Source organism: Exiguobacterium sp. s36, from assembly GCF_018618345.1.
Classification (GTDB): Bacteria; Bacillota; Bacilli; order Exiguobacteriales; family Exiguobacteriaceae; genus Exiguobacterium; species Exiguobacterium chiriqhucha.
This window is the reverse complement of record NZ_JACSLW010000004.1, coordinates 51,686-78,022: the sequence shown is the minus strand read 5'-3', so window position 1 is coordinate 78,022 and position 26,337 is coordinate 51,686. Positions and strand designations below refer to the sequence as shown.

The window sequence follows — 26,337 nt, the reverse complement described above, 5'->3', positions numbered from 1 at the left end:
TCATCCTTTAGAGGTAGAGCCATTGAAGGAGCACCTTGCTCGTGAGGTTCCGTAGAGACTACACGTGTCGCACCTGAAATGGTGAAGATATAGTCCAGACTACAAACAACACACGTTGGTGGCGAAAGCCATGGTGGTAAGCTAAGGCGTCGGTCGGGGGTTCGAATCCCTCTTGGGACACTTCCATTTAAAATAGAGATAGCCTCCACGGAGGTTGTCTCTTTTTTCGTTTTTCGGGGTATTGATTGACAACGAATCGATTCCTAACGGAAGATGGAGATGAATGGAAAGGGTGTGGAGAGATGGCAAAAGAGAAAGCGTACCCGTTTCCTGGGAACTGGTCGCGGCTTCAGAAGATGATTCAAGAGGCGGACACGGCCGGAGAACGGCAACGGGTCGAACCGATTCTGTGGGATTGGTATGAGGCAGTGCCCGGTGATCCCTTTGTTTTCATGGAACTATTCCAATGTCTGATGGAACGTCCGGAAGAACCGGAGACGCTTGAGAAACTCGAAGAACTCGTCACGACTCAGATGACGGTCGCAGAAGAACCTGCAGCCGGCGGGCTTCAAATCGCCCAGTATTACATCATGCGTGACCAACCGTTCGAGGCGGCCCACTGGATCAATCTCTATCTCGAATGGCAAGAGAAGACCGATCACGTCAACACACAAGCGCATCAAGTACTGCAAGTGTTGAAGTTGACCGAGTTCCCGGCCGCGATTGCCAAAGTGAAGCGAATCCTTCATCGAGGCGGAATCGGCGAACAGATCGAGACGCTTGAACACGTCCATTTCAATATCGACGATGTCCTCGACAACGTCTTGAAAGAGCTCCTCGTCGCGGAACGTCCAAAGTTGATGAAGTTGATCGTGCTCCAAAAAGCGTTCGACGAGTTGCCGGTCATCGAATGGACCGATCTCGGGACACGGCACCGATTGACGCAAGACGAGGCGACCGTGCATACGCAAGCGTGGGAAGCGATGACCAATCAATTGCAGCGGGTCGTGTACGGTGACGAGATTGCGACACAACTGCTTATGAATTACATGTACACGCACTACCCGTTCACACCGCGAGAAGCGTCTGACGTGGAGGTGGCACTCGGACAGGCGAAAACGGCCATCTTGCAACACGAGGAAACTGACGGCCTAGCAGCGGAAATCCTCGAGGCGGACATGCGTTTCACCGAGGCGTTTCTAGACTAAATCCTTGTGTGCAGTCGCCGGATTTATGCTATAATACGGATTGTTGTACATTCTTGTACGTATAAACGAATTGTTGGAGGGACTTAGCATGACAGCAAAATGGGAAAAAACATCAGGTAGCCAAGGCGTACTCACGTACGAAGCACCTGCAGAAGCTTTTGATAAAGCAGTCGACGCCGCATTCAAAGATGTCGTCAAAACTTTGAACGTGCCTGGCTTCCGTAAAGGGAAATTGCCACGCCCAATGTTCAACAAAATGTACGGAGAAGAAGCACTCTATCAAGATGCGCTCGATATCCTCTACCGTGACACAGTTCAAGGTGCGGTCGAAGAAGCTGGTTTCGAACCAATCGCTCTCGAAAACATCGATGTAGACGGCACGCTCGAAAAAGGCAAACCTGTAACGTTCAAAGTAACGTTCGTCGTTGAGCCAGAAGCTGAGCTTGGCGAATACAAAGGTCTCGAGTACGAAGCTGTTGAAACAACAGTCACTGACGAAGAAGTTGCAGCTGAACTTGACGCGCTTCAACAGCAAGGCGCAGAGCTTGCTGTCAAAGAAGGCGCAATCGAAAACGGCGATACAGCTGTCTTTGATTTCGCAGGTTTCGCTGACGGAGAGCAATTCGAAGGCGGCACGGCTGAAAACTACACGCTCGAAATCGGTTCAGGCCAATTCATCCCTGGATTCGAAGAGCAAATGGTCGGCTTGACGGCTGGCGAAGAAAAAGACGTTGAAGTAACATTCCCTGAAGAGTACCACGCTGATAACTTGGCGGGTAAACCAGCGACATTCAAAGTCAAACTTCACGAAGTCAAAGCGAAGCAAGTTCCTGAGCTCGACGACGAGTTCGCAAAAGACATCGACGAGTCAGTTTCATCACTCGACGAGTTGAAAGCGAAAATCCGTGAGCGTTTAGAAACTGCGAAGAAACAAGAAGCGGAAGGCACAATGCGCGACCAACTCGTCGAGCAAGCAACAGCTAACGCAACAATCGACGTACCTGCAGTACTCGTTGACCAAGAAGTAGATCGCATGGTTCAAGAGTTCGGCACACGTGTTTCTTCACAAGGAATCGACCTCGACATGTACTTCCAGCTTACTGGAACGACTGAAGAAGCGATGCGCGAAGAGATGAAAGAGCAAGCTGAAGAGCGCGTTAAAGCTCGTCTCGTCTTGAAAGCAATCGCTGAGAAAGAAGCGATCGAAGTATCTGACGAAGATGCTGAGAAAGAACTCGAAGAAATGTCTAAACTTTACAACATCGCACCGGATCAACTCCGCACGATGCTCGCGCCACAAGGCGGAATCGAGACACTTAAAGGTGATCTCAAATTCCGTAAAGCGATCGACGTTCTCGTTGAAAACGGGAAAGCGAAGTAATCGGATGACAGAAGGACGGCTGCCTAGCAGTCGTCCTTTTTTTCGTCACGACACTTTGCATGTGTTTATCTTTGATGAAGTGATTTGTTCATGCTACAATTATTGCAACGCAGAGATGTAAATGTCTTTTCACGGTGCATGCGCACCTGGGAATACAAATAGGCGATTTATCGCACTTACATCCATTTTCATTTAGAAGGGGTGTACCGAATGTTCAAATTTAACGAGGAAAAGGGGCAACTCAAGTGCTCGTTTTGCGGAAAATCGCAAGAACAAGTCCGTAAATTAGTCGCCGGTCCTGGCGTATACATTTGTGACGAATGTATCGAACTTTGCAATGAAATCGTTGAGGAAGAGCTCGGTGTGGAGGAAGAAGTCGAATTTAAAGACATTCCAAAACCACAAGAGATTCGTAACATCCTAGACGATTATGTCATTGGTCAAGACCGCGCCAAACGTGCGCTTTCAGTAGCTGTCTATAACCACTATAAACGCATCAACGCCGGCGGCCGTTCTGATGATGTCGAACTTTCGAAGTCGAACATCGTCATGATTGGACCAACTGGTAGCGGTAAGACGCTTCTCGCTCAGACGATGGCACGCGTCTTGAACGTCCCGTTCGCAATCGCGGACGCGACGAGCTTGACAGAAGCTGGTTACGTCGGGGAAGACGTCGAGAACATCTTGCTCAAGTTGATTCAATCGGCTGACTATGATGTCGAGAAGGCTGAAAAAGGGATTATTTATATCGATGAAATCGATAAGATTGCCCGTAAGTCGGAAAACCCATCGATCACGCGTGACGTATCGGGTGAAGGCGTTCAGCAGGCACTTCTTAAAATCTTGGAAGGTACGGTCGCAAGCGTACCGCCGCAAGGTGGACGTAAGCATCCGCATCAAGAGTTCATTCAAATCGATACGACGAACATCTTGTTCATCGTCGGCGGCGCGTTCGCTGGCATCGAAGCGGTCGTCAAACGCCGCATCGGGAAGAAAGTCATCGGATTTGGGAACGATCAAGAAAACCGCGAGTTGACGCAAGAAGACTTGCTCGCCCGCGCGCTTCCGGAAGACCTTCAGAAGTTCGGATTGATTCCGGAATTCATCGGTCGTTTACCGGTTATGGCGACGCTCACGACGCTTGACGAAGAAGCACTCGTCGAGATTTTGACGAAGCCGAAGAACGCTCTCGTTCGTCAGTACGAGAAAATGCTCGAACTCGACGATGTCGAACTCTCGTTCACAGACGAGGCGTTGGTTGAAATCGCCAAACTTGCGATTAAACGTAAGACAGGCGCACGCGGTCTCCGCTCGATTATCGAAGAAATGATGCTCGATGTGATGTTCACTGTCCCATCGCGCGACGATATCGAGAAAGTCATCATCACGGATGAAACGATTACGGGTCTTGCCGGTCCGAAATACGTACTTCGCGATGGTACTGTCGAACAGACAGGCGACAATAAAGAGACAGCATAATTTTGAACGAAAAAGGCTCAAACACTCGGCACATCCGAGTTTTGGGCCTTTTTGCACAGGAGGCGTTGTAATGGAACAATTACCAATCCTTCCTTTGCGTGGAGTCGTGGTGTATCCGCTCATCGGAGTGACAATCGACGTGGGGCGTCCGCTCTCCCTACGAGCACTCCTTGCCGCAAAGGAACACGAGACAGATTTGATTGTTGTGACACAAAAAGAGACGGGGAAAGAATCACCTGAACCGGAAGACTTGTACGCGATCGGGACACGCGTCCATATCGCCAAGATGAGCGAGCTGTCGAACGAGACAGTCCGCGTCCGCTTGGTCGGGAAAGAACGCGTCAAGATCAACTCGATCGAAGAGACGAAGGAAGGCTGGTTCGCAGACGTCGAGCCACTTGAACTCGTCGAAGGGGAAGAAGTCGAGCGGACGGCACTCGTGCGCTTATTGAAAGAACAGTTCGGAAAACTCGTCGGGTCCATCAAAGGATTGTCACCGGACGAGCGTCGTCGTTTCGAGATGTATGAACGGCTCGAGTCGTTGACTGACTATATCGCGTCGAAGCTCGACGTCGACGTCGATATCCGCCAAGCGATGCTCGAAGAACCGGACGCCGTCAAACGCGGCTTAGAGCTGCTCGAGATTATGACGCACGAGGTCGAGATCATCGAGCTCGAGCAAGAGTTGCGCGAACGGACGAAGAAGACGATCGAACAGGCACAAAAAGAGTACTATTTGCGCGAACAGATGAAGACGATTCAGCAAGAGCTCGGCGACCAGTCGCAAGAGTCTGAACCGAACCGTCTCCGTGAGAAACTCGAGGCGCTCGATTTGCCTGAGACGACACGGAAAAACGTCATGCGCGAAGCCGAGCGGTTGAACGTCGTCCCGGCGACGTCACCTGAATATGCCGTCATCCGCAACTATCTCGACTGGATCGCCTCGCTCCCGTGGGGCATCGAGACGGAAGATAAACTCGACGTCAAACATGCCGCCGATGTGTTAGATGACGACCACTACGGGCTCGAGTCGGTGAAAGACCGGATCCTCGAGTACTTGGCCGTCCGTCAATTGACGAATTCACTCCGTGGGCCGATTCTTTGTCTCGCCGGACCTCCAGGGGTCGGGAAGACGTCACTCGCCCGCTCGATCGCGTCGGCGCTCGAACGTCACTTCGTCCGTGTCTCGCTCGGTGGGGTACGTGACGAGGCCGAGATTCGTGGGCACCGTCGCACGTATATCGGGGCGATGCCAGGCCGCATCATCCGTGGCTTGAAACAGGCCGAGAGCAAAAACCCGGTGTTCTTGCTCGACGAGATCGACAAGATGGCGTCCGATTTCCGGGGTGACCCGGCGTCGGCTATGCTCGAAGTGCTCGACCCGGAACAGAACGTTTCGTTCTCGGACCACTATATCGAGGAACCGTTCGACTTATCGAACGTGCTCTTCATCGCGACGGCGAACGACGTCTCGCAAATTCCGGCGCCGCTCCTTGACCGGATGGAACTCATCCAAATCGGCGGCTACACGGAACTCGAGAAAGTCGAGATCGCCAAGCGTCACTTGGTACCGAAACAGTATAAAGAGCACGGCTTGAAGAAGAGCCAGCTCACGATTAAAGAGGACGCACTTTACGAAGTCGTTCGCCGTTACACGCGTGAGGCCGGTGTCCGGAACTTGGAACGCGTCATAGGTTCACTTTGCCGGAAAGCGGCGAAGCAAATCGCCATCGGCGAGAAGAAACGCGTCACCGTCTCATTGAAGAGCCTCGGCGACTACCTTGGGAAACCGAAGTACCGCTACGGCAAAGGGGAGACGGAAGACTCGATCGGTGCTGTCACCGGACTCGCTTACACGGCGTTCGGGGGCGACACGCTCACGATTGAAGTTGCACTCGCACCTGGTAAAGGCAAGCTCCAGTTGACGGGGAAACTCGGTGACGTCATGCAAGAGTCGGCGCAGACGGCGTATAGCTACGTCCGTTCAAACGCGGAACGGTTCGGGATTGACCCGACGTTCTATGAGCGCCAAGACGTGCATATCCACGTGCCGGAAGGTGCCGTCCCGAAAGACGGTCCGTCGGCGGGGATTACGATCGCGACGGCGCTCATCTCGGCGTTGACCGGGAAGAAAGTCCGCCGTGACATCGGGATGACCGGGGAAATCACGCTCCGCGGCCGCGTCCTGCCAATCGGTGGATTGAAAGAGAAAGCGCTCGCCGCACACCGAGCCGGCTTGACGACCATCGTCATTCCGAAAGACAATGAGCGTGACATCGATGACATTCAAGACACCGTCCGTGAGAAACTGACGTTCGTCCCGGTCACGACGCTCGATCAAGTATTAGAAGTAGCATTTGGAGGAAATTAAATAATGAAAATCACTAAAGCAGAATTTGTCACGAGTGCCGTCGCACCGGACCATTACCCGATTCACGAGTTACCGGAAGTCGCACTCGCCGGACGTTCGAACGTCGGGAAGTCATCGTTCATCAACAAGATTTGTCAGCGCAAAGCACTCGCACGGACTTCTTCGAAGCCAGGGAAGACGCAGACGCTGAACTTCTTCAACATCAACGATGAAATCATGTTCGTCGACGTCCCGGGCTACGGCTACGCGAAAGTCTCAAAGACGGAGCGCGAGAAGTGGGGCATCATGATGGAGCAATATTTGACGTCACAGAGCGCGCTTCGCGGCGTCGTTTTGTTGGTCGATATCCGTCATGAGCCGTCAAGTGACGACGTGACGATGTACAACTTCTTGAAGCATTACGAGATTCCGGTCATCGTCGTGGCAACGAAGCTCGATAAAATCAAAAAAGCGCAGCGTCAAAAACATGAAGCGGCCGTCAAACGCAAGCTTCAATTTGAATCGACTGACCGGTTCGTCGCGTTCTCGGCGGAGACGGCAGAAGGCAAAGACGAAGCGTGGAAAGCGATTTACGATTTATTGACACGCGAAGAAGATTGACCGAAGACGAGGGCAACCCCTCGTCTTTTTTGTTTTCAGGGTTACGAGAGCGGGTAATTATCGTATAATTGTCCTAATTACATAAGACAAGAGAATAGAGAACGAGGTGGAAAGATGCAAATCATGTTTCAGAACAAATGGTACCGCTTTTTATTTTGGACGCTGACGATTTTCTTGGTCATCTGGGTCGGGACGGAAATTTCATTCGTGTTCCAACCAATCCAAGTCATTTTGGCGCTCGTCACGGTACCGCTCATCATTGCCGGACTTTTTTATTATTTCTTAGTGGGGATTGTCGATTTCTTAGAAAAACGGATGGACGGCAAACGGCCGCTCGCCGTCGGGATTACGCTAGGTGGACTCGTGTTGATTTTTACGCTCGTCTTCAGCATCCTTGGCCCAGTACTCGCGGAGCAGGTGACGTCACTCGTTAACGCGATGCCGAGCATTGCCAAGGAATTGCAGGTACAGGCGTTCGCCGTTCGTGACTCGCTCATGCAAAATGAGTTCTTGTCACGCTTCATCGCCGAGAATGACGATATGTTCACCGACTTCACGAACAACGTGACGTCGTATCTCGGAGACGTCTTCGGGAATGTCGCGTCATCGTTCGGTCGTCTTGTCGGCTTCATCACGTCGGCCGTCATCACAATCGTCGTCATTCCATTCATGCTTTTGTATATGTTACTTGACGGGAAACGTCTTCCGGACTCAATCGTGAAGTTGTTGCCGTCGAGTTATGAGACGGAGACACGTAAAATTTTGCATGACATGCATACGACGGTTAAAAACTACGTCCATGCCCAGTTGATTGTGGCGTTCTTCGTCGGAATCACGTCGCTCATCGGATTATGGATTATCGGACTCGACTATGCCATTCTACTCGCGCTCTTCATGATGGTGACGAACATCATCCCGTACGTCGGACCGTTCCTCGGTGCGGCACCGGCCGTTGTCGTCGCTTTCATCCAAGATCCGATTAAAGTGCTTTGGGTCATCGTCGTCATCATCATCGTCCAACAGATCGAATCGAACGTCATCTCGCCGCTCATCCAAGGCAAGTCGCTCAAGGTCCACCCGCTGACGATCATCATCGTCTTACTTGTCGCCGGGAACTTGGCCGGGATTATCGGGATGCTTATCGCGGTCCCATTCTACGCGGTGGCAAAAGTCGTCGTGAAAAACATCGTCCGCATCTACAAGCTGAGGGAACGGAAGCATTATCTCGAAGCGGAAGAAGAGGAAAAGAAACAAGAGAGTACAATCATCACCGATCCGAAAACTTTTAATTGATGGAACAAGTAGAAATGGTCGTCATGTCCGTTTCTACTTTTTTCTGTCACAAAAAATTCTTATTTTATTTCAGGAAAATCAAACAGAAGATTATAGTTCACAGATAAGAACTGTTATAATGTACGGTAGAGATTGATATAGAAAAGACAACCGTCGGTGGATTTTGGATGAGGGGAAGAGATACATGCATATTGTCGTCGTTGGACTAAATAACAAGACAGCCCCTGTCGCGATTCGGGAGCAGTTCTCGTTTGGGGAGCAAGAAATCGTGGATGCGATGATTGCACTTCGCGAAGAGAAAAGCATTTTTGAATCGGTTATTTTGTCTACGTGTAACCGGACGGAGCTATACGTCGTCACCGACCAGCTCCACACAGGACGCTATTATACAAAACGGTTTTTAGCCAACTGGTTTGATTTAGAGATGGACCAATTCACACCGTATTTATCGATTCGTGAGGGAGAAGAGGCGATTCGCCACTTGTTCCGTGTCACGTCTGGACTCGATTCGATGATCATTGGGGAAACACAGATTTTAGGACAAGTGAAATCGAGCTTCTTCCGCGCCCAAGAGAACGGGACGACGGGAACAGTGTTCAACAAACTGTTCAAAGAAGCCGTGACGCTCGCCAAACGCGCCCATACTGACACGCAAATTGGGGAAATGTCGGTATCGGTCAGCGCGGCAGCAGTCACGCTCGCCCAGGAAATGTATTCGTCGCTCGATGACAAACAAGTCGTCGTCGTCGGTGCGGGTGAGACAGGCGAGTTGACGACGCTCAACTTGTTCGAGGCCGGTGCGAAACAGATTGCCGTCTTTAACCGGACCGAGAGCAAAGCGAAAGCGGTCGCTGACAAGTTCAAAGGCCGGGCCCACTCGATCCGTGAGATTGCTTGCGGCTTGCTTGACGCCGATATTTTAATTAGCTCGACCGGTGCGAAAGAAGCGGTCATCGCCTATGATGACGTCGCCGCAGCTCAATTGCTCCGCCGGGAACGTCCACTGTTGTTAATCGACATTGCCGTGCCGCGAGATATCGATCCAGCGGTCCGGGCGCTTCCGGGCGTCCACTTGTTCGATGTGGATGACTTGAACGGCATCGTCAATAAAAACTTGGCGGCCCGTCTCATTGAAGCCGAAAAGATTGAAATCAAAATCGATGAGGCGATTCAAGAGTTCCAAACTTGGCTCATCACGCTCGGTGTCGTGCCGATCATGAATGAATTGCGCGCCCGTGCGCTCAACATTCAAGAAGAGACGATGGAAAGCCTCGAGCGCAAGCTCGATCATCTGTCGGACCGCGATAAAAAAGTCATCGGCAAGCACATGAAGTCAATCATCAACCAGATGCTTCGTGAACCGATTGATTACATCAAAGACGCCGCCGCTCAACCGGATGCGAACACACGCATCAATCAGTTCGTGGAGACGTTCGGTCTGGATGTCGACGTCCCTGACGCCGAACCGGAAACGGAAGAAGCCGAAGCGATGTCAGCGAAAGCACCACTTCGCGCCTTGATGCGCTAATACAAAACAAAAAAAGGCGGCGGATCTCGTCGCCTTTTTCTATGAAGGGGATAACCGATCATGCGTAAAATTATCGTCGGCTCACGCCGCTCACAACTTGCGATGACACAGACGAAATGGGTCATCGATCAATTGAAGAAAGCCGGAGCTCAAAACGAGTTCGAAATCAAAGAGATCGTGACGAAAGGGGACCAAATCGTCGACGTGCAACTCTCGAAAGTCGGCGGCAAAGGGTTGTTCGTCAAAGAGATTCAGCAACAGATGCTCGCCGGGGACATCGATTTCGCGGTCCACAGCATGAAAGACGTCCCGGCCGAGTTGCCGGAAGAGCTCTATATCAGCTGCATGCCGAAACGCGTCGACGCCCGTGATGTGCTCATTTGCGAGAACGGCTACACGCTCGAAACGCTCCCGGAAGGTGCCGTCATAGGGACGAGCTCACTGCGCCGTGGTGCCCAAATGCTCGCCGCTCGCCCGGACTTCGACATTCAATGGATTCGCGGGAACATCGACACGCGCCTCAAAAAACTCGAGACAGAAAACTTCAACGCCATCTTGCTCGCCAAAGCCGGGCTCGAACGCATGGGTTGGACGGACCGCGTCGACTTCGAAGCGCTTGACGCCGACATGATGGTCCCGGCCGTCGGACAAGGTGTGCTTGCCATCGAAAGCCGGAAGGACGACGCTGAAGTGACGGCAATTCTACAATTGCTCCATGACGACGTGACGGCGAAAGCCGCAACGGCCGAGCGGACGTTCCTCATGGCAATCGAAGGCAGCTGCCATGTGCCGGTCGGCGGTTATGCGACGGTCGATGGCGACAACGTGACGCTCACAGGCCTCATCGCCTCGGTCGACGGTAAAGAAGTGCTCCGCGTGACGAAGACGTCGTCAGACGCGGTCGCACTCGGGAAAGACGTAGCAGACGATTTGCTCGGACGCGGCGGGCGCGAAATTCTCGCCTCGGTCAATGCGTGACGTCTGGTACACAGGGACAAAACGACTGACCGCTTCGCAGCGAGCCCGGCTCACCGCGAGCGGTCTTTCCGTTCATCACGTCCCGCTCATCGAGACGAGATTGACGCACAACCAGATGCCAATCAGCCGATTCGATTGGCTCGTCGTGACGAGCCAGACGGCGGTACCGGCACTCCGTGACGTCCCGCGTGACGTCAAAGTCGCGGCCGTCGGCGAGAAAACGAAACAAGCACTCGAGGCCGTTGGATTCACCGTCGCGCTCATGCCGGAGACGTTTACGGGCGAGGCGTTGTTCCATGACCTTGCAACTGTCGTAAAAGCAGACGAGGTCGTCTTGTTCGCCCGGGGCGACTTGGCGAACACGGCGCATATGACGCAACTCGAAAACGTCCACGACTGGGTCGTCTATGAGACGATCGGCCGTGAACTGACGGAGACGGAAGTCGAGGCGCTCGAAGGAATCGAGGCGCTCCTCGTGCTCAGCCCGTCCGCCGTCCGGGCGCTCACGCCATATCTCGACCATTTCCACGGGACGTGGTATGGCATCGGTGAAGTGACCGAGCGCGCCGTCCGGGAAGTGTCGACGTTACCGGTCCGAGTGCCTGAGTGTTATACTATGGATGCATTAATACAGTGTATAGGGGAGGATTTTTCATGAACCAGTTTGACCGTCATCGTCGTCTTCGTTCATCGAAGTCAATGCGTGCACTCGTACGTGAAAATCATGTTCGGAAAGAAGATTTGATTTACCCGCTCTTCATTATCGAAGGGACAGACATTAAACGTGAAGTCAGCTCGATGCCGGGCGTCTTCAACTTCTCGCTCGACCGTCTCGAGGACGAGATCAACGAGATCGTCGACCTCGGCATTCAATCGGTGCTCTTGTTCGGCGTGCCGGAACATAAAGACCCGGAAGGTACGGAAGCGTATCATGACCACGGTATCGTCCAAGAAGCGATCCGTAAAGTGAAAGAGTGGGCACCACAGCTCACGGTCATCGCCGACACATGCCTGTGCGAATATACGTCGACAGGCCACTGCGGCATCGTGAAGAACGGTGACGTCGATAACGACGCGTCGCTACCACTTCACGTCCAGACGGCCATCACGCAAGCGCAAGCAGGCGCTGACATCATCGCGCCGAGCTCGATGATGGACGGCTTCGTCGCCGCGATCCGTGAAGGACTCGACCAAAACGGTTTCAACCATATCCCGATCATGAGTTACGGCGTCAAGTACGCATCGGCGTACTACGGACCGTTCCGTGACGCAGCGCAATCGGCACCTGGTGAAGGCGACCGCAAAGGCTATCAGATGGACCCGGCCAACCGCCGTGAAGCGTTCCGCGAATCACAATCGGACGTCGAGCAAGGCGCCGACTTCATGATCGTCAAACCAGCGCTCGCGTTCATGGACATCATCCGTGACATGCGCGATTCGCTCGATATGCCGATCGTGGCGTATAACGTGAGCGGAGAGTACGCCATGGTCAAAGCGGCTGCTTTGAACGACTGGGTCGATGAGCAACGCATCGTCATGGAGACGATGGTCGGCTTCAAACGGGCCGGTGCGGACCTCATCGTCACATATTTCGCAAAAGACGTCTGTCGCTATTTGGAAGGAGACTACGCATGACCTACAAACAAACACGCTCAGAAGTGGCGTTCGAACAAGCACGTCCGCTCATGCCGGGCGGGGTGAACAGCCCGGTCCGTGCCTATAAATCAGTCGGCATGACGCCAATCTTCGCTGAACGCGGTGAAGGCTCACGCGTCTACGATATCGATGGCAACGAATATATCGATTACGTCCTCTCATGGGGACCACTCATCCTCGGCCACCGCGACCCTGTCGTCACGAAGGCGATTCAAGAGCAAGCCGAGAAAGGCTGGACGTTCGGGACACCGACCGAGCTCGAAACAAAAATGGCCGAGCTCGTCATCGAGCGCGTCCCATCAATCGAGATGGTGCGCATGGTCAACTCGGGTACGGAAGCGACGATGGCGGCACTCCGCCTCGCACGCGGCTACACGGGCAAGACGAAAATCTTGAAGTTCGAAGGCTGCTACCACGGTCACGGCGACTCGCTCCTCATCAAAGCCGGATCAGGCGTCGCGACACTCGGTCTCCCGGACTCACCGGGCGTGCCGAAAGACTTGGCGAGCCAGACACTCACGGTGCCATATAACGATTTGGATGCCCTCCGCATCGCCTTCGAGAAGTTCGGCGACGATATCGCTGGTGTCATCGTCGAACCGGCGGCCGGCAACATGGGCTTCGTGCCACCGCAACCTGGATTCCTTGAAGGACTCCGCGAGATCACAGAACAGTATGGCTCACTCCTCATCTTTGACGAGGTCATGACCGGATTCCGGGTCGGCTATAACTGTGCCCAAGGCTACTTTGGCGTGACGCCGGACTTGACGTGCCTCGGGAAAGTCATCGGCGGCGGCCTTCCGGTCGGTGCCTACGGCGGGAAACGCGAGATTATGGAACAAATCGCGCCACAAGGACCGATTTACCAGGCAGGGACGCTCTCAGGGAACCCGCTCGCGATGATCGCCGGCTACACGACCTTGTCGCAACTCAAGCCTGAGCACTACGCCGAGTTCGAACGCAAAGCGGACCGTCTCGCTGAAGGCTATACGAAAGCGGCCGAGAAGTATAACATCCCGCACGACACGAACCGGGCCGGCTCGATGTTCGGATTCTTCTTCACGAACGAGAAAGTGACGAACTTCGAGAAGGCGAAGACGGCGAACCTCGACTTGTTCCGTGCTTACTATCAGAAGATGGCGGCGCGCGGCGTGTTCTTGCCACCGTCACAGTTCGAAGGATTGTTCCTCTCGACCGTTCACACGGACGAAGATATCGACTTGACGCTCGCAGCGGTCGACGCGACGTTCAAAGAGCTGCAACAAGAGTTTTCATTGTAATCTTGACGGAAACAGCTTCTGTCGCTACAATTGTTTAACAGATACGAACAAAAGCTACGATGAGGAATAGTACGCAATCAACATCCTTTTTCAGAGACGCGGCCGCTTGGTGCGAGGCCGCGAAGGATGGTGCGGAAGTCGCCTCGGAGCTGACCTTTTGAACGAAGTAGGAAGGTCCGGTCCATCGACCGTTATTCGATTTTGAGGGCGCCACCTGTTGGCGAACTAAGGTGGTACCGCGGAAGATACGGCTTCTTTCGTCCTTAGCGTTAAGGACGAGAGTAGCCGTTTTTTTGTCCACATTATTAGAGGAGGTTGGGCATATGGCCAACGAGACAAACGAAATCACCATGCCGACGAAGTACGATCCAAGTGCGACGGAAGCGAAATGGTATGACTACTGGTTAGAGAACGACGTATTCAAAGCAGACGAGGACGATTCAAAACAGCCGTACACGATCGTCATCCCGCCACCGAACGTAACAGGGAAACTTCACCTCGGACACGCGTGGGACACGACGCTCCAAGACTTATTGACGCGCCTCAAGCGCATGCAAGGCTATGACGTCCTCTGGCTCCCAGGGATGGACCACGCCGGGATCGCGACACAAGCGAAAGTCGAACAGAAGCTCCGTGAGGACGGCATTATGCGCTATGACCTCGGACGCGAGAAGTTCCTCGAGAAGACGTGGGAATGGAAAGACGAGTACGCCGATACGATCCGTGCCCAATGGTCAAAACTTGGCCTCGGTCTCGACTACTCACGTGAGCGCTTCACGCTCGACGAAGGACTCTCGAAAGCGGTCCAGGAAGTGTTCGTCCGCCTCTATGAGAAAGGCTTGATTTACCGCGGCGAATATATCGTCAACTGGGACCCGGCGCAAAAGACGGCCGTTTCGGATATCGAAGTAATCTATCAAGAAGTCGAAGGCGCGTTCTATCACATGAAATACCCGCTCGCTGATGGCTCAGGCCACATCGAGATCGCGACGACGCGTCCGGAGACGATGCTCGGCGATACGGCCGTTGCCGTTAACCCGAAAGATGAGCGTTACGCGCACCTCGTCGGCAAGACGATCATGCTTCCGGTCATGAACCGCGAGATTCCGATCGTCGCTGACGACTACGTCGACATGGAGTTCGGTACAGGTTGCGTCAAGATCACACCGGCGCACGACCCGAACGACTTCGAGATCGGGAACCGCCACGAGCTCCCGCGCATCCTCGTCATGGACGAAGGCGGCAAGATGAACGAGAATGCTGGCAAGTACGAAGGGCTCGACCGTTTCGAATGCCGCAAGCAACTCGTCAAAGACCTAGAAGCAGACGGCACGCTCGTCAAAATCGAGCCGCACACGCACTCGGTCGGTCACTCGGAACGTTCAGGCGCGGTCATCGAGCCGTATCTTTCGAAACAGTGGTTCGTCGACATGGAGCCGCTCGCGAAAGCAGCGCTCGAAGCACAAGGACATGATGACACGAAAGTCAATTTCGTCCCTGAGCGGTTTGAAGGCACATACCTCCGCTGGATGGAGAACATCCGCGATTGGTGTATCAGCCGCCAACTCTGGTGGGGCCACCGCATCCCGGCGTGGTACCACAACGAGACAGGTGAGATTTATGTAGGCAAAGAAGCACCGGCGGACAGTGAGAACTGGCACCAAGATGAGGACGTGCTCGACACATGGTTCTCGTCAGCGCTCTGGCCGTTCTCGACGATGGGCTGGCCGGACACGGACTCAGCAGACTTCAAACGTTACTTCCCGACGAGCGCGCTCGTCACGGGTTACGATATCATCTTCTTCTGGGTATCGCGCATGATTTTCCAATCGCTCGAGTTCACTGGGAAGCAGCCGTTCAACGACGTGCTCATCCACGGTCTCATCCGCGACTCGGAAGGCCGCAAGATGTCGAAGTCGCTCGGTAACGGCGTCGACCCGATGGAAGTCATCGACCAATACGGCGCGGACTCGCTCCGCTGGTTCCTCCTTACGGGATCGACACCAGGGAACGACCTTCGTTTCTATTGGGAGAAAATCGAATCGACATGGAACTTCGCGAACAAGATTTGGAACGCGAGCCGTTTCGCCCTTATGAACATGGACGGCATGAAGTATGAGGAGATCGATTTGTCAGGTGAGAAGACGCTCGCTGACAAGTGGATTCTCACTCGCTTGAACGACACAATCGACCAAGTGACACGTCTCGTCGACAAGTATGAGTTCGGCGAAGCCGGCCGTTACTTGTACAACTTCATCTGGGAAGAGTTCTGTAACTGGTACATCGAGATGGCGAAACTCACGCTCTACGGTGAGGACGAGGCTGCGAAAGCGACGACGCGTTCAGTGCTCGCGTACACGCTCGACTCAATCATGCGTCTCATGCATCCGTTCATGCCGTTCCTCACAGAGGAAATCTGGCAGCACTTGCCGCACGAAGGCGACTCGATTGTCCGTGCGTGCTACCCGACACGCCGCGACGAGCTCCACTTCGCGGACTCGGTACCAGCGTTCGAAGCGGTCATGAACGTCATCCGTTCGGTCCGTAACATCCGTTCGGAAGTGAACGCCCCAATGTCGAAACCGATTCAGCTCTTCATCTCGACGTCGGATGAGGCGACACAAGATTACTTGAGCGCGAACGAAACGACAATCGGCAAGTTCACGAACGCGACCGAGCTCGAAATCGGACGTGGCTTGACGGCTCCTGATAAGTCGATGTCAGCCATCATGACGGGTGCGGAACTGTTCATCCCACTCGCTGACCTCATCAACTTTGAGGAAGAAATCGCCCGTCTTGAAAAAGAAGTGGCGAAGTACGAGAAGGAAGTCGAGCGCGTTCAGAAGAAACTCGGCAACCCAGGCTTCACTGGCAAGGCACCGGCTCACGTCATCGACGAAGAGAAGGCGAAAGAGAAAGACTACCTCGACAAACGTGACGCAGTCCGTGCGCGTTTGGAAGAGTTGCGTAAATAATGAATCAACCTTCTTTGGAGACTTGTTCTCCGAAGAAGGTTTTTTTGTCGTTTGGTGGAATTTAGGAGAGGAGACGATATAAAGGTGGTGTGACATGAGACGAATCGGAATGATGTTAAGTTTGGCAGTGATGGGACTGAGTGGGTGTGTGGCGGAACGAGCTGAACCGATCGAACCGACGGAATCAGGAGTGACAATTAATGAAAGTGCAGAAGAGACGTCTTCCAAGGATATTCCCGTAACGACGGACAAAGAAGTGTTCGGCTCGATGATTGAGGACGTGCCGAAAGGGACCGTTCGACTAGTCGATGCGGTCACGTCCCAATACACGCTTCAATATACAGATGGCACGTCCGAGCGACCATCGAAAGACGGTGTAATCTATGAAACCGTCATCGATGATCTCGGGCTCATTGCCATTAAGTTACCAAACCGCGACGATTCGTTCGGCGTATTCAACTATTCACGGGACGAGGAGTGGGGGTTGCACGGGATTCAAAACTTTACGATTCCCGAGGCGGCCGAAAAAGTCCGACACGGGTTGGACTTGCCTGAAGAAGAGCTGTTTGTCGCCAACTTCGAGATGAGTCAGCTCGAGCGGCCGGTGGAGATGTGGACGTTGTATGATGAGACGCAATGCATCACGATTTTAGTGACCGATGCGTCCAGTGTGGCAGACGGAGAATTGATTGACCGGCGAGACGATTCAAATGAGCGGTATCGCTTGAATCAACCGGAAGGGAACGGCTTGTTTTACGTAGACCAGGGCAAGCTCATCGTCGTGACGGGCAATGTGTCGGAAGAGGTGTTGCTCGACCTTTCGGACTCGCTACCGGAGGCGTGGTCGGTGGATTTTCCAATTAAAGAATAAATTGAAGCAGGCGAAAGGATGAGTTCTAATTTGCCAGTGCACGAATTTGATTTATGGGAACGAACATTGAAAGCACCTACACGTAATCCAGATTATAATGGCTACACTGAGGTTGATGATGATTTTATCCAAGAGCTTATGGAAGCGTGCTCGATTATGCGGACCTATTTTCATTCGTATCATCGTCCTGATCTCGGTCTGGATTATTACGGAATTACCCTCATCCCAAACGAATCGTTATCGATGTTTTATGACATCGTCACGCAGTCACGTGTATTCCATCGTTCAGAAGAGTTGAGCGATTTGGCGAGTCTCATCATTCAAGCCGAACGCGAAGGCAAAGACTTGGTTCATTTTGGGATTTAACGGACTAAGAAAATAATTATACATTGCCATTCGTTACATAGACTCTCATTGAGAATGCGTGTTAGGAACGTAGGTCGAAACTTGGTTAAGTCGATGAAGGTATTTAAAGTGTACATATTTTTACAGGGAGGGATGGCCATGCCATACACGCACGAATTCGGTGTATTGGATTCAACAAATCGTCAATCATCATATGATACGTATACACCTGAACACTTCGATTGTGTCTCGGTGGATGGGGAGTGGGTGGATGAGTTTATCGAGGAGCTGAACGAGATGCGCACGTATTTCCACTCCTATGACCGTCCTGGATTCGGATTAGACGAATGCGGGATCACGCTCATTCCATATGAGTCACTGGCGCTGTTCTATCAAGTCGTCAAAGCGATGATGTACACGCATGAGTCGGAACAACTGAATCGACTTATTTCCAAAATCACACAAGCCCAAGTAGACAAGAAGGACATGATTCATTTCGGACTATGAGTCTATAGAAAAGAACAACCCCGAGCATCGTCATCGATGTTCGGGGTTTCGTTTGCGTTCGATGTAGATTATGCCAAATACAGTGGCGGCAAACAAAACATGCAAGAGGAGCGGTTGAGGATAACCAATGCGGAATAGGTGCATGGCATAGACGACATAAAGGATGCTTCCGAATCCTACCAAGACGGAATAAAGAACCTTCATACGTCTTCTTCCTCCGGTTCTGTCCAAAACGGAAGACGACCGGTTGTCACGAAATACGAGGACGTGAGCAGGACGCCGATTGCGAGTCCAGTTACTTGCGGCTGAATCGGCTGACCCGTAAATGACAGATAAAAACTGTAGACGAGATAGGACGTGGATAAGACGATGATTGCCATGAGCAAGATAGTCATCTTCATTTCGATTCATTCCATTCAAGGTTATTCAAATGTCTCATCAAGGTGGAAAAGGAAACAGCAAAGAAAAAGGCAGGCATTAGCCAGGCCCAGTCATCTATGAATGGTCCTTGTAATAGCTCGATTGACATCAAGCAGGCAAACCCTAACGCAATGAGTGAAGTGAGTAGAAGCATGTTGAACCTCCTAAAAGTGATGTTATCTACTTTACGCTCGAAAATGAAAAAGGTTCCAAAAAAACCATCCTGCCGAAGCAGAATGGTTCACGTGCCACAAAATGTCTGATATGGATAGCTGCGAGGTGGTCCGGGAGAGACATAGCGTCCATAGTCGGCTTCGTAATCGTACGGCTTTCGCAATACGTCGAGCAGGGCATGGGCTGGTCCAAAGTCACCGCGCTCGGCTGCTGTGAGGGCGGCCTCGACATGATGGTTGCGCGGAATGACGGCCGGGTTATGCTGACGCATGAGCCGGATGACGTCCTCATCAGGAAGACCTTGCTCTCCGAGGCGTTTTTGCCAAGCGGACAGCCACGCCTTGCCATCATCTTGCTTAGCAAAGGCAAGCGAATTTGTGTCGCCGAGTGTGAGCGCGCGGAACGTGTTCGTGAAGTCAGCCTCAGACTCCATCATGAGCCGGAGCAACTCGTCCGTCAGTTCATCGTCGCCATCTTTTCGGACGTAGAGCCCGATTTTATGGGCAAGTCCGGTGAAGTATGCCTCTTTGTACGTTTCCGTGTAGTCGTTCAACAGTTTATTGGCGATATCGACGGCTGTTTCTTGCGTGTCAGCGAGGAGCGGCAACAGCGTCTCGGCGAGGCGGGCCAAGTTCCACGACCCGATATACGGCTGATTCGCATAGGCGTAGCGTCCCTCGCGGTCGATGGAGCTGAAGACGGTGTTCGGGTGATACGTATCCATGAATGCACACGGGCCATAGTCGATCCCTTCACCGCTGATGAACGTGTTGTCCGTGTTCATGACGCCGTGGATGAATCCGACGAGTTGCCAATCCGCAATGAGCTTCGCTTGGCGGGTGATGACGCGGCCGAGGAACTGTTCATAGCGATTCGGTTCTCCTTCAAGATCAGGGTCGTGGCGCTGAATCGCATAGTCGGCGAGAGCGATGACGTCATCAATCGAGCCGGCCGCAGCGGCATATTGGAACGTACCGACGCGCAAATGGCTTGCCGCGACGCGCGTCAAGATGGCACCATGCTTCGGTCCTTGGCGCATGATCGACTCACCGGTCGTGACGACGGCGAGCGCACGGTTCGTCGGGATGCCGAGGGCGTGCATCGCCTCACTGATGAGGAACTCGCGCACCATCGGTCCAACGGCGGCCCGTCCATCGCCTCCACGCGAATACTCGGTCGGACCTGAGCCTTTCAATTGAACATCGACACGCTTTCCGTTCGGGGCGACATGTTCCCCGAGCACGAGTGCTCGTCCGTCACCGAGCATTGTGAAATGGCCGAACTGGTGGCCGGCATACGCTTGCGAGAACGACGTATCCGTCTGGCGATTACCGGCAAAGAGTGCGACGTCTTGACGTGCTACGACGTCGAGTCCGAGCGTCTCGGCGAGCGCTTCGTTCCAAAGGACGAGCTCGGGCTTATCGACCGGATGGACCGGTCCCCGGTCGTAAAAGATGTCACGGAGATCGAGGTAGGTCGCCTCGAAGTTCCAATTAGTTGTCATGGTGATTCCCCCTTCTTCGCCTCGAGTATAGCACAGCCGATTCCTTGCATAGCGCTTCGCGAATTTTGGTAAGATGAGAGGGAAGTGTGAAAACAGGAGTGATGGAAGATGGAGACGAGACTAGACGTATTGGAATGGCTGAACGGGCAGCTGCGGTTCGGGATTAAGCCGGGCCTGAAACGAATCGAGTGGATGCTGAACGCGCTACAAATCAAGGAATTGCCGTCGATTCACGTGGCGGGGACGAACGGGAAAGGGTCGACGGTCGCCTTCTTGCGGGCCATGGCGATGAAACAGGGCTTGAACGTCGGGACGTTCATCTCGCCATACATCATCCAGTTCGAGGAACGGATCATGTTGAACGGGGAACCGATTCGAGAAGAGGACCTCGTCCGCATCGCCAATAGAGTCCGTGACTGTGCGAGCTCGTCACGAGAGACGTTGACGGAGTTCGAGTTGCTGACGGTCATGGCGTGGCTCTATTTCCATGAGCAACAGCCTGACCTCGTCATTTGGGAAGTCGGGCTCGGAGGACGTCTCGACTCGACGAACATGTTACAGAAGCCGCTCGCGACAATCGTGACGTCGATCGGGCATGACCATCAAGGCATCCTCGGTGACACGCTTGAAGAGATCGCGCTCGAGAAGTTCGGTATCATGAAGTCGGGTGTGCCGATGTTCCATAGCTTGACGGAGAAGCGGTTGATTGAGTTGCTCGAACAACAAGGTGAGACGATGGACGCGTCGATTCACGACGTCACGCCGCTCGTCTCATCCGTAGAGGATGGGGCCGACACGGTCGTCACGTATGATGGGATGCCTCCGGTGACACTCGGATTGACCGGACACCATCAAGCGTATAACGGAGCGTGTGCTGTCGCCGTCGCGCGCCATCTCGGCTGGAGAACAGAGACGATTCAAGCGGGACTCGAATCGGCGCAACATCCGGGACGCTATGAGCTCGTCTCAAGACAGCCTCGTATCGTACTCGATGGGGCGCATAATGCCGAAGGCGTCGCCGCACTCGTCGAACAGCTGAAACTTGAGCGTGACGTGACCGTCCTTGCCGCCATTCTTGCCGATAAGGACCGGGAAGCGATGGTCGCGTCGCTCCAGAAAGTGGCGGGCGTCTATGAGACGACGTTCGATTTTCCGCGTGCCCGGACGAAAGACAGTCTGATTGCGGATGGTGCTCGTTACGTGGACTGGCAGGATTGGTTGGCTGCGTGGTTCGAAGCACCGAAATCCGAGACGCTCGTCGTGACCGGGTCGCTCTACTTTATCAGTGAAGTCAGAACCTATTTCCAAAGTTTGAAAAAAACCGCTTGTGAACAGGAAGAAAAAGGGGTATGAATTAACTGAAGAAGTGTGATGACAAACCGACTGGAGGCACAACGATGAAGAGGCAGCTAAGATCCAAGTACGGGTTCCTCATAGTGATAGGGATGGTATTGCTGTTATTTGCGTATACATCGACGTTAGCAGATAACGATAATAAAGATATTAAAAAGAAGCCGAGCATCACCAACGAAGTGATTCGTAACTTATCTTCTGATGCGGTTTTGGTTGGAGAGACCGTGACTGTTGAGTATCGGTTGTCGATAAATAATATTATTGATTTTACAACTGGCCCCAATATCAATTCGTATAAAACCATTCAGTGGACTTTAGATTTCAACGAAAAAATTCCTGACGGTTTAAGTGTAGAGAGCGTTTCAATCAATAATGAATCTAATGTATCCCATACACTGAAGTTTGATACATCAGCACAAACGCTATCAGGACAAGTAAATGTATCCTGCAGCAAGGATGGATCGAAGTCTTGTAAGAATTATTTTAATGAAACGTTTTATGAAACGGTCACCATCAAGCTGAAAGTTGACAAGCCTGGCACCTACAAATTTACCGATGGAAGCATCAAATACTCACTCACAGCGGACCATTCTGGAAACGGACACGGGTCTGTTAAGCATGACCGAGCTATCAATTTAACAACCGATCAAATCGGTGATTCCTTATTATTAGCAGAAGAGTTGAACATCCAGCTTCCATCTGAATTGGAACTCTATTTAAACGATTCGGGTACCGTGAATGCGGAGTTGTCAACGACCAAAGCAACTATTCCAGAAAATGTGAAGTTGAAATGGGAAATCGTCAATCCTAAGATTGTAAAAGAGACGAGTGCTGCCAATCAAAGCTTGTCCGTCAAGGCATTGGAAGTAGGAACGACGGCGATTCAAGCTGTTTATGTTCATAGCAATAAGTATGAATCGAAATCACAACCAGTGACGGTGAAAGTGAAATTACCTGAACTTGCAATTGGTACCTCAAAAGAAGTGTTATGGGTGTATCAAAACAAGGCGGGTACGCTAGTGAAACAACAGGCGGCTTTAAACCTCACACAATTAGTTGAAGATGGTCAAAGTGTCAAAAGTCCATTTGATGCCACGTGGGATGTGAACTCGACGGCGCTCAGTATTGTATCGAGTCAAAACTCGTCAGCGACGGTACAAGCCGAACATGGAAGTACAGGCAACGTTTCCGTCATCGCATCGCTGATTGAGTATCCTGGACAAACGAAGGCCACTTTGATTGAAGTCAAAGAATATCCGCAACGTGTCTCGACACCAAACGTCGTCTTGTATATGTCTGATAGTCCTTACGAGTACCCGGTTAAGTTCTGGCCAGAAACATCAAACGTGACAGAGTACGGGTTGACAGTTCTCGAAGGGACAGATGTTATGACGGAAAAGGATGGTGTGCTTATACTCTTGAAACCGGGTATCGCTAAAATTGGATTAGTGACCGAAAAGGTTGATGATTCGTTCTTCCCGAATGGTGACGGTCCTGAAGTCATCAGCCAAACGTTTTACGTCCGGGTCAAAGAGGGGACCGACCCGAACCCAGGAAAAGAAGAGCCTGTGTCGGATTTCTATTGAGCACCTAACGAAAAGAAGCTACTCGCGCGAGTAGCTTCTTTTCTTATTTCTTCAATTGTTGACTGACGAACAGTTGCAACTGGTTCGTCACCGGCAAAGATTCAATCTGACGGAACACACCTTCGTTATACTCCATGATAAGACGTGACTTTTCGACTTTGTCGTAAGCGTCGACGTTACCAGGTGCAAACGAGGCTTGTCGATCCGCTTGTTGAGGCAACGTTTTAAACGACCCTCGGAACGTATTCACTTCGAGCGGTCCTTTACTGTAGAGGCCTCCTTTCATATTGATGATTGAGCCGACCGCATAGAGGCGAGTCGGTTCTGTCGAAGCGCTATACATGAACGCTTGAAGTGTTGATGAGGTATTTTGGAATTCATTGATACGGTTCAATAAAATTTTTCCTTTAGAGAGCAGGACGAGGGAACTGTTTTTCCCGCCAGCTGTGGCCGGTAATAGTTCAGCTCCGTCAATGTACGTATCTCCTAACACGTAGACGGTCGTGTTGAATGCGACTTTCCCTCGAATCGTCAAATCCCCGTTGATGATAAGTGGGCGACTGATGGTGATCTCATTCAACGCATCGATGGTCACATCGCCGTTGAACAGGAGCGGTTCTGGCTTATTGGCGACGGATTTGGAGATGACGATTGAGATGTTATCTTTACCCGTGTAGTTGGCGATGGCCTCTGGGTGCAGTTTCACAATCTGCATGCCGGTGATGGCATCTAATTTACCTTGATCAATCAAGTTCGTTTTCAGTAATTCTGGTTTGTTCGAGTTGACGGGCCGATAAATCTGTTCAATGAACGGCTCGTTCGTTTGCGTGATGCTTGAATTCGTGAAGATCTCATTAGCCGGGTTGGAATCATAAGGAATGTCACGTAATGAATCCATAAATCGGTTGACGTATTGGACGACCGAGTAATCATAATTAAAACTCGAAAAGCTGCTCTCAACCGGACCAATCTCAGGCTGATGGTTCACATCCGGTATGAGCGAATTCGTAAAGTAGTTCGGCGTCTCGCAGCCGTCGCACGTCGCCCCGTCTCCAAGATCGATGCGGCCATCGAGATAAAACCGGCTCGAGGCGCTATTGTTCAGCGTGTTGATTTGGTCTTTCAGTTGGTACTTCGCGTCGCGTTCGAGTGCGAGCTCCGTACCTGCAAACAAGTTCCCTTCAATCTTCGGTGGACCGTTGACTGTCAACGTGTCGTCTGACCCGAGCACGTAATAGAGGAATGACGGCAGCGCCGTCACATACACTTCTTGGCTATACGAGCTTGTCTGCATTGGCTGTTCCGGCTTCGCTTTCGTCGTCCCGGTCGCGGTCAACGTGAGCACCGTCGTGAACGGGGCGTTCGCCTGGTCCGCTGTCGAGCGGGTGATTGAGTAGCGGATATCGTTATCGCCCGATTGGCGTGTTCCTGCATACAACGTATCTTGTTTGAGTACAGTCTCGACTTTCGCCTGGAACAATTGCTCGTTCTCCATATACGGTTGAACGACATTCGCATCGTGAAGCGGGAACGTCGCTCGGAGGTCGGCGACAAGCACATCGAGCACGCCTTTGACGTCGGTATCGAGTTGCGTCTCATCGACACGGAGATTCGTCTGCTTGTTCGTGGCCAAGTTGACTTGAATCGCTGCGAGCGAGAGGACGGCGAGTGCCGCCATCGTCACGAGGACGAGGATGAGGACGTAGCCTCGTTCATCTTGTTTCATTTGACTCCCTCTTTTCATAACGGGATGGTGCTCGTGAACGTTTTGACGAGCGTCGTATCTTCACGAGAGGCGAGTGTCACTTGAATTTCAATCAATCCAGAAGTGATATATGCCTCACGTCCGCGCCTTGGATCGGTCACTTCGTCGCGGAGGTCGATGTCGACGGACTGAACGATGACGTCAGGGTTGTTCGTCACAAAGCTCGACGGGTCGAGCTCGAGCACGGCGTCCTCCATATAATCACCTTGACGATACAGGATCCCTTCCGTCGAGATGCGCGGAGTATGCAGACGGTGGAACGAATATGTATCCCCGTTGACGGTCAAGGCGTCGAACTCGGTCCGGTTGATGTCCTGGAGGACACTCGTAATCAAATAGTCGGCCTCGCTTCGAAGCGAGCTCGTATCGTTCGTCAGACGGAAACCGAGCGAGCCGGACAAGAAGACGGTGATCACGATGCCAGCGAAGATGGCAGAGATGACGAGTGCGAGCAACAACTCGACGAGCGTGACGCCGTCCTCACGGTCACGGAAGCTCCGGAACGTCCGTCTCAGGGAATTTATCTTGAAGCGTCGCATTCGTCACCACTCCTTTCAACGTAATCGGTTGGAGCAACGTCTCCGAGGCGACGGTAATCTCGACGTTGACGAGGTCAGCGGCCGGCTCATTGCCCGGAGAGAGGATGGTCACATCGAAGGCGCGCCCGTTGATCGTGACGTCACATAAATCGCAGACGTTGGCCGGTGTCTGTTGGAGCGCCGCGATATCGATCGGGTCCCGTGTCTCGGCTGCCCGGCGCTTCAATGTATTGAGCGTGTTTTGGGCGACTTGGTTCGCCACGGTCCGGTCAAGATCCGAGGAGGTGATTCGCAAGCTTTGGGAGAAGATATTCATGAGCGATAATGCCAGGATCGAGACGACGACGATCGAGACGAGTACTTCGACGAGCGTGAAACCTTGTTCGGAACGGTTCAACGCATTGACCTCCTTTTCAATATTCATTTAAAGATAGGAAAAAAGAGACTTTTAACCTGAAATAATTGTTATTTTCTGTACAATGCATATTATACTAAAGTTACAGTGGGAACGGATAGTAATTCAA

General features: G+C 52.4%; 23 protein-coding genes and 1 other annotated feature. Of the genes, 17 read left to right on the top strand and 6 right to left on the bottom strand.

Annotated features, from left to right (window positions below):
* Positions 1-302: 302 nt before the first annotated feature.
* The 15 genes from KNP95_RS10075 to KNP95_RS10005 all read left to right on the top strand — a co-directional run bounded on the left by KNP95_RS10075 (position 303) and on the right by KNP95_RS10005 (position 18,472).
* The gene (locus tag KNP95_RS10075) at positions 303-1,208 is read left to right on the top strand and encodes a hypothetical protein (protein WP_214836928.1); all 906 of its coding nucleotides are present in this window, start codon (positions 303-305) and stop codon (positions 1,206-1,208) included.
* 88 nt (positions 1,209-1,296) lie between these two features.
* Positions 1,297-2,589 carry a trigger factor gene (gene tig, locus KNP95_RS10070; protein ID WP_021066844.1) on the top strand — a complete coding sequence of 431 codons (1,293 nt, stop codon included), beginning with the start codon at positions 1,297-1,299 and terminating at the stop codon, positions 2,587-2,589.
* A gap of 210 nt (positions 2,590-2,799) precedes the next feature.
* On the top strand, positions 2,800-4,068 hold the full coding sequence (gene clpX, locus KNP95_RS10065) for an ATP-dependent protease ATP-binding subunit ClpX (RefSeq protein WP_021066845.1): 1,269 nt from the start codon (positions 2,800-2,802) through the stop codon (positions 4,066-4,068).
* A gap of 70 nt (positions 4,069-4,138) precedes the next feature.
* Positions 4,139-6,439 (top strand): endopeptidase La, encoded by a 2,301-nt coding sequence (lon, locus tag KNP95_RS10060; RefSeq protein WP_021066846.1) that lies wholly within the window; start codon positions 4,139-4,141, stop codon positions 6,437-6,439.
* 3 nt (positions 6,440-6,442) lie between these two features.
* A complete protein-coding gene (gene yihA / locus KNP95_RS10055) occupies positions 6,443-7,039 on the top strand; it encodes a ribosome biogenesis GTP-binding protein YihA/YsxC (protein WP_021066847.1) in 597 nt (198 codons plus the stop codon).
* Positions 7,040-7,153: 114 nt separating this feature from the next.
* Positions 7,154-8,332 carry an AI-2E family transporter gene (locus tag KNP95_RS10050; protein WP_214836924.1) on the top strand — a complete coding sequence of 393 codons (1,179 nt, stop codon included), beginning with the start codon at positions 7,154-7,156 and terminating at the stop codon, positions 8,330-8,332.
* Between the two features lie 184 nt (positions 8,333-8,516).
* Complete coding sequence (hemA, locus tag KNP95_RS10045; protein WP_021066849.1) at positions 8,517-9,860, top strand: glutamyl-tRNA reductase; 1,344 nt, start codon at positions 8,517-8,519, stop codon at positions 9,858-9,860.
* A gap of 60 nt (positions 9,861-9,920) precedes the next feature.
* Positions 9,921-10,838, top strand: a complete 918-nt coding sequence (gene hemC, locus KNP95_RS10040; protein ID WP_214836921.1) for a hydroxymethylbilane synthase — start codon at positions 9,921-9,923, stop codon at positions 10,836-10,838.
* Positions 10,831-11,496 (top strand): uroporphyrinogen-III synthase, encoded by a 666-nt coding sequence (locus KNP95_RS10035; protein ID WP_214836919.1) that lies wholly within the window; start codon positions 10,831-10,833, stop codon positions 11,494-11,496. Before hemC ends, KNP95_RS10035 begins: the two co-directional genes overlap by 8 nt.
* On the top strand, positions 11,493-12,473 hold the full coding sequence (gene hemB, locus KNP95_RS10030; RefSeq protein WP_214752645.1) for a porphobilinogen synthase: 981 nt from the start codon (positions 11,493-11,495) through the stop codon (positions 12,471-12,473). Before KNP95_RS10035 ends, hemB begins: the two co-directional genes overlap by 4 nt.
* Positions 12,470-13,774: a glutamate-1-semialdehyde 2,1-aminomutase gene (hemL, locus tag KNP95_RS10025; protein WP_214836917.1), complete on the top strand. Its 1,305-nt coding sequence runs from the start codon at positions 12,470-12,472 to the stop codon at positions 13,772-13,774. The genes hemB and hemL overlap by 4 nt, the downstream gene beginning before the upstream one ends.
* A 47-nt stretch (positions 13,775-13,821) precedes the next feature.
* Positions 13,822-14,042: a binding site (T-box leader), on the top strand.
* A gap of 55 nt (positions 14,043-14,097) precedes the next feature.
* Complete coding sequence (locus tag KNP95_RS10020) at positions 14,098-16,749, top strand: valine--tRNA ligase (protein WP_214836915.1); 2,652 nt, start codon at positions 14,098-14,100, stop codon at positions 16,747-16,749.
* Between the two features lie 94 nt (positions 16,750-16,843).
* Positions 16,844-17,620: a hypothetical protein gene (locus KNP95_RS10015; protein WP_214836913.1), complete on the top strand. Its 777-nt coding sequence runs from the start codon at positions 16,844-16,846 to the stop codon at positions 17,618-17,620.
* 18 nt (positions 17,621-17,638) lie between these two features.
* Complete coding sequence (locus KNP95_RS10010) at positions 17,639-17,986, top strand: hypothetical protein (RefSeq protein WP_029595849.1); 348 nt, start codon at positions 17,639-17,641, stop codon at positions 17,984-17,986.
* Between the two features lie 138 nt (positions 17,987-18,124).
* Positions 18,125-18,472: a hypothetical protein gene (locus tag KNP95_RS10005; RefSeq protein ID WP_029595848.1), complete on the top strand. Its 348-nt coding sequence runs from the start codon at positions 18,125-18,127 to the stop codon at positions 18,470-18,472.
* A 200-nt stretch (positions 18,473-18,672) separates the two neighbouring features.
* On the opposite strand, the gene KNP95_RS10000 is transcribed toward KNP95_RS10005, so the two are convergent.
* The 3 genes from KNP95_RS10000 to KNP95_RS09990 all read right to left on the bottom strand — a co-directional run bounded on the left by KNP95_RS10000 (position 18,673) and on the right by KNP95_RS09990 (position 20,570).
* On the bottom strand, positions 18,673-18,873 hold the full coding sequence (locus KNP95_RS10000; protein ID WP_029595847.1) for a hypothetical protein: 201 nt from the start codon (positions 18,871-18,873) through the stop codon (positions 18,673-18,675).
* The gene (locus KNP95_RS09995) at positions 18,870-19,046 is read right to left on the bottom strand and encodes a hypothetical protein (RefSeq protein WP_158001045.1); all 177 of its coding nucleotides are present in this window, start codon (positions 19,044-19,046) and stop codon (positions 18,870-18,872) included. The genes KNP95_RS10000 and KNP95_RS09995 overlap by 4 nt, the downstream gene beginning before the upstream one ends.
* Before the next feature lie 87 nt (positions 19,047-19,133).
* On the bottom strand, positions 19,134-20,570 hold the full coding sequence (locus tag KNP95_RS09990; protein ID WP_214836911.1) for a protein adenylyltransferase SelO: 1,437 nt from the start codon (positions 20,568-20,570) through the stop codon (positions 19,134-19,136).
* Between the two features lie 108 nt (positions 20,571-20,678).
* Here KNP95_RS09990 and KNP95_RS09985 point away from each other — a divergent pair, with 108 nt between their 5' ends.
* Positions 20,679-21,923 carry a bifunctional folylpolyglutamate synthase/dihydrofolate synthase gene (locus KNP95_RS09985; protein WP_214836909.1) on the top strand — a complete coding sequence of 415 codons (1,245 nt, stop codon included), beginning with the start codon at positions 20,679-20,681 and terminating at the stop codon, positions 21,921-21,923.
* A 44-nt stretch (positions 21,924-21,967) separates the two neighbouring features.
* The gene (locus KNP95_RS09980) at positions 21,968-23,509 is read left to right on the top strand and encodes a hypothetical protein (protein ID WP_214836906.1); all 1,542 of its coding nucleotides are present in this window, start codon (positions 21,968-21,970) and stop codon (positions 23,507-23,509) included.
* A gap of 43 nt (positions 23,510-23,552) precedes the next feature.
* Here KNP95_RS09980 and KNP95_RS09975 read toward each other — a convergent pair whose 3' ends face one another.
* The 3 genes from KNP95_RS09975 to KNP95_RS09965 are packed head-to-tail and all read right to left on the bottom strand — an operon-like array spanning position 23,553 to position 26,210.
* Entirely contained in the window at positions 23,553-25,235 is a 1,683-nt protein-coding gene (locus KNP95_RS09975) for a hypothetical protein (RefSeq protein ID WP_214836903.1), read from the bottom strand.
* 14 nt (positions 25,236-25,249) lie between these two features.
* Positions 25,250-25,813, bottom strand: a complete 564-nt coding sequence (locus KNP95_RS09970) for a PilW family protein (protein ID WP_214803043.1) — start codon at positions 25,811-25,813, stop codon at positions 25,250-25,252.
* Positions 25,761-26,210 carry a prepilin-type N-terminal cleavage/methylation domain-containing protein gene (locus KNP95_RS09965; RefSeq protein ID WP_131471085.1) on the bottom strand — a complete coding sequence of 150 codons (450 nt, stop codon included), beginning with the start codon at positions 26,208-26,210 and terminating at the stop codon, positions 25,761-25,763. The genes KNP95_RS09970 and KNP95_RS09965 overlap by 53 nt, the downstream gene beginning before the upstream one ends.
* Positions 26,211-26,337 lie beyond the last annotated feature (127 nt).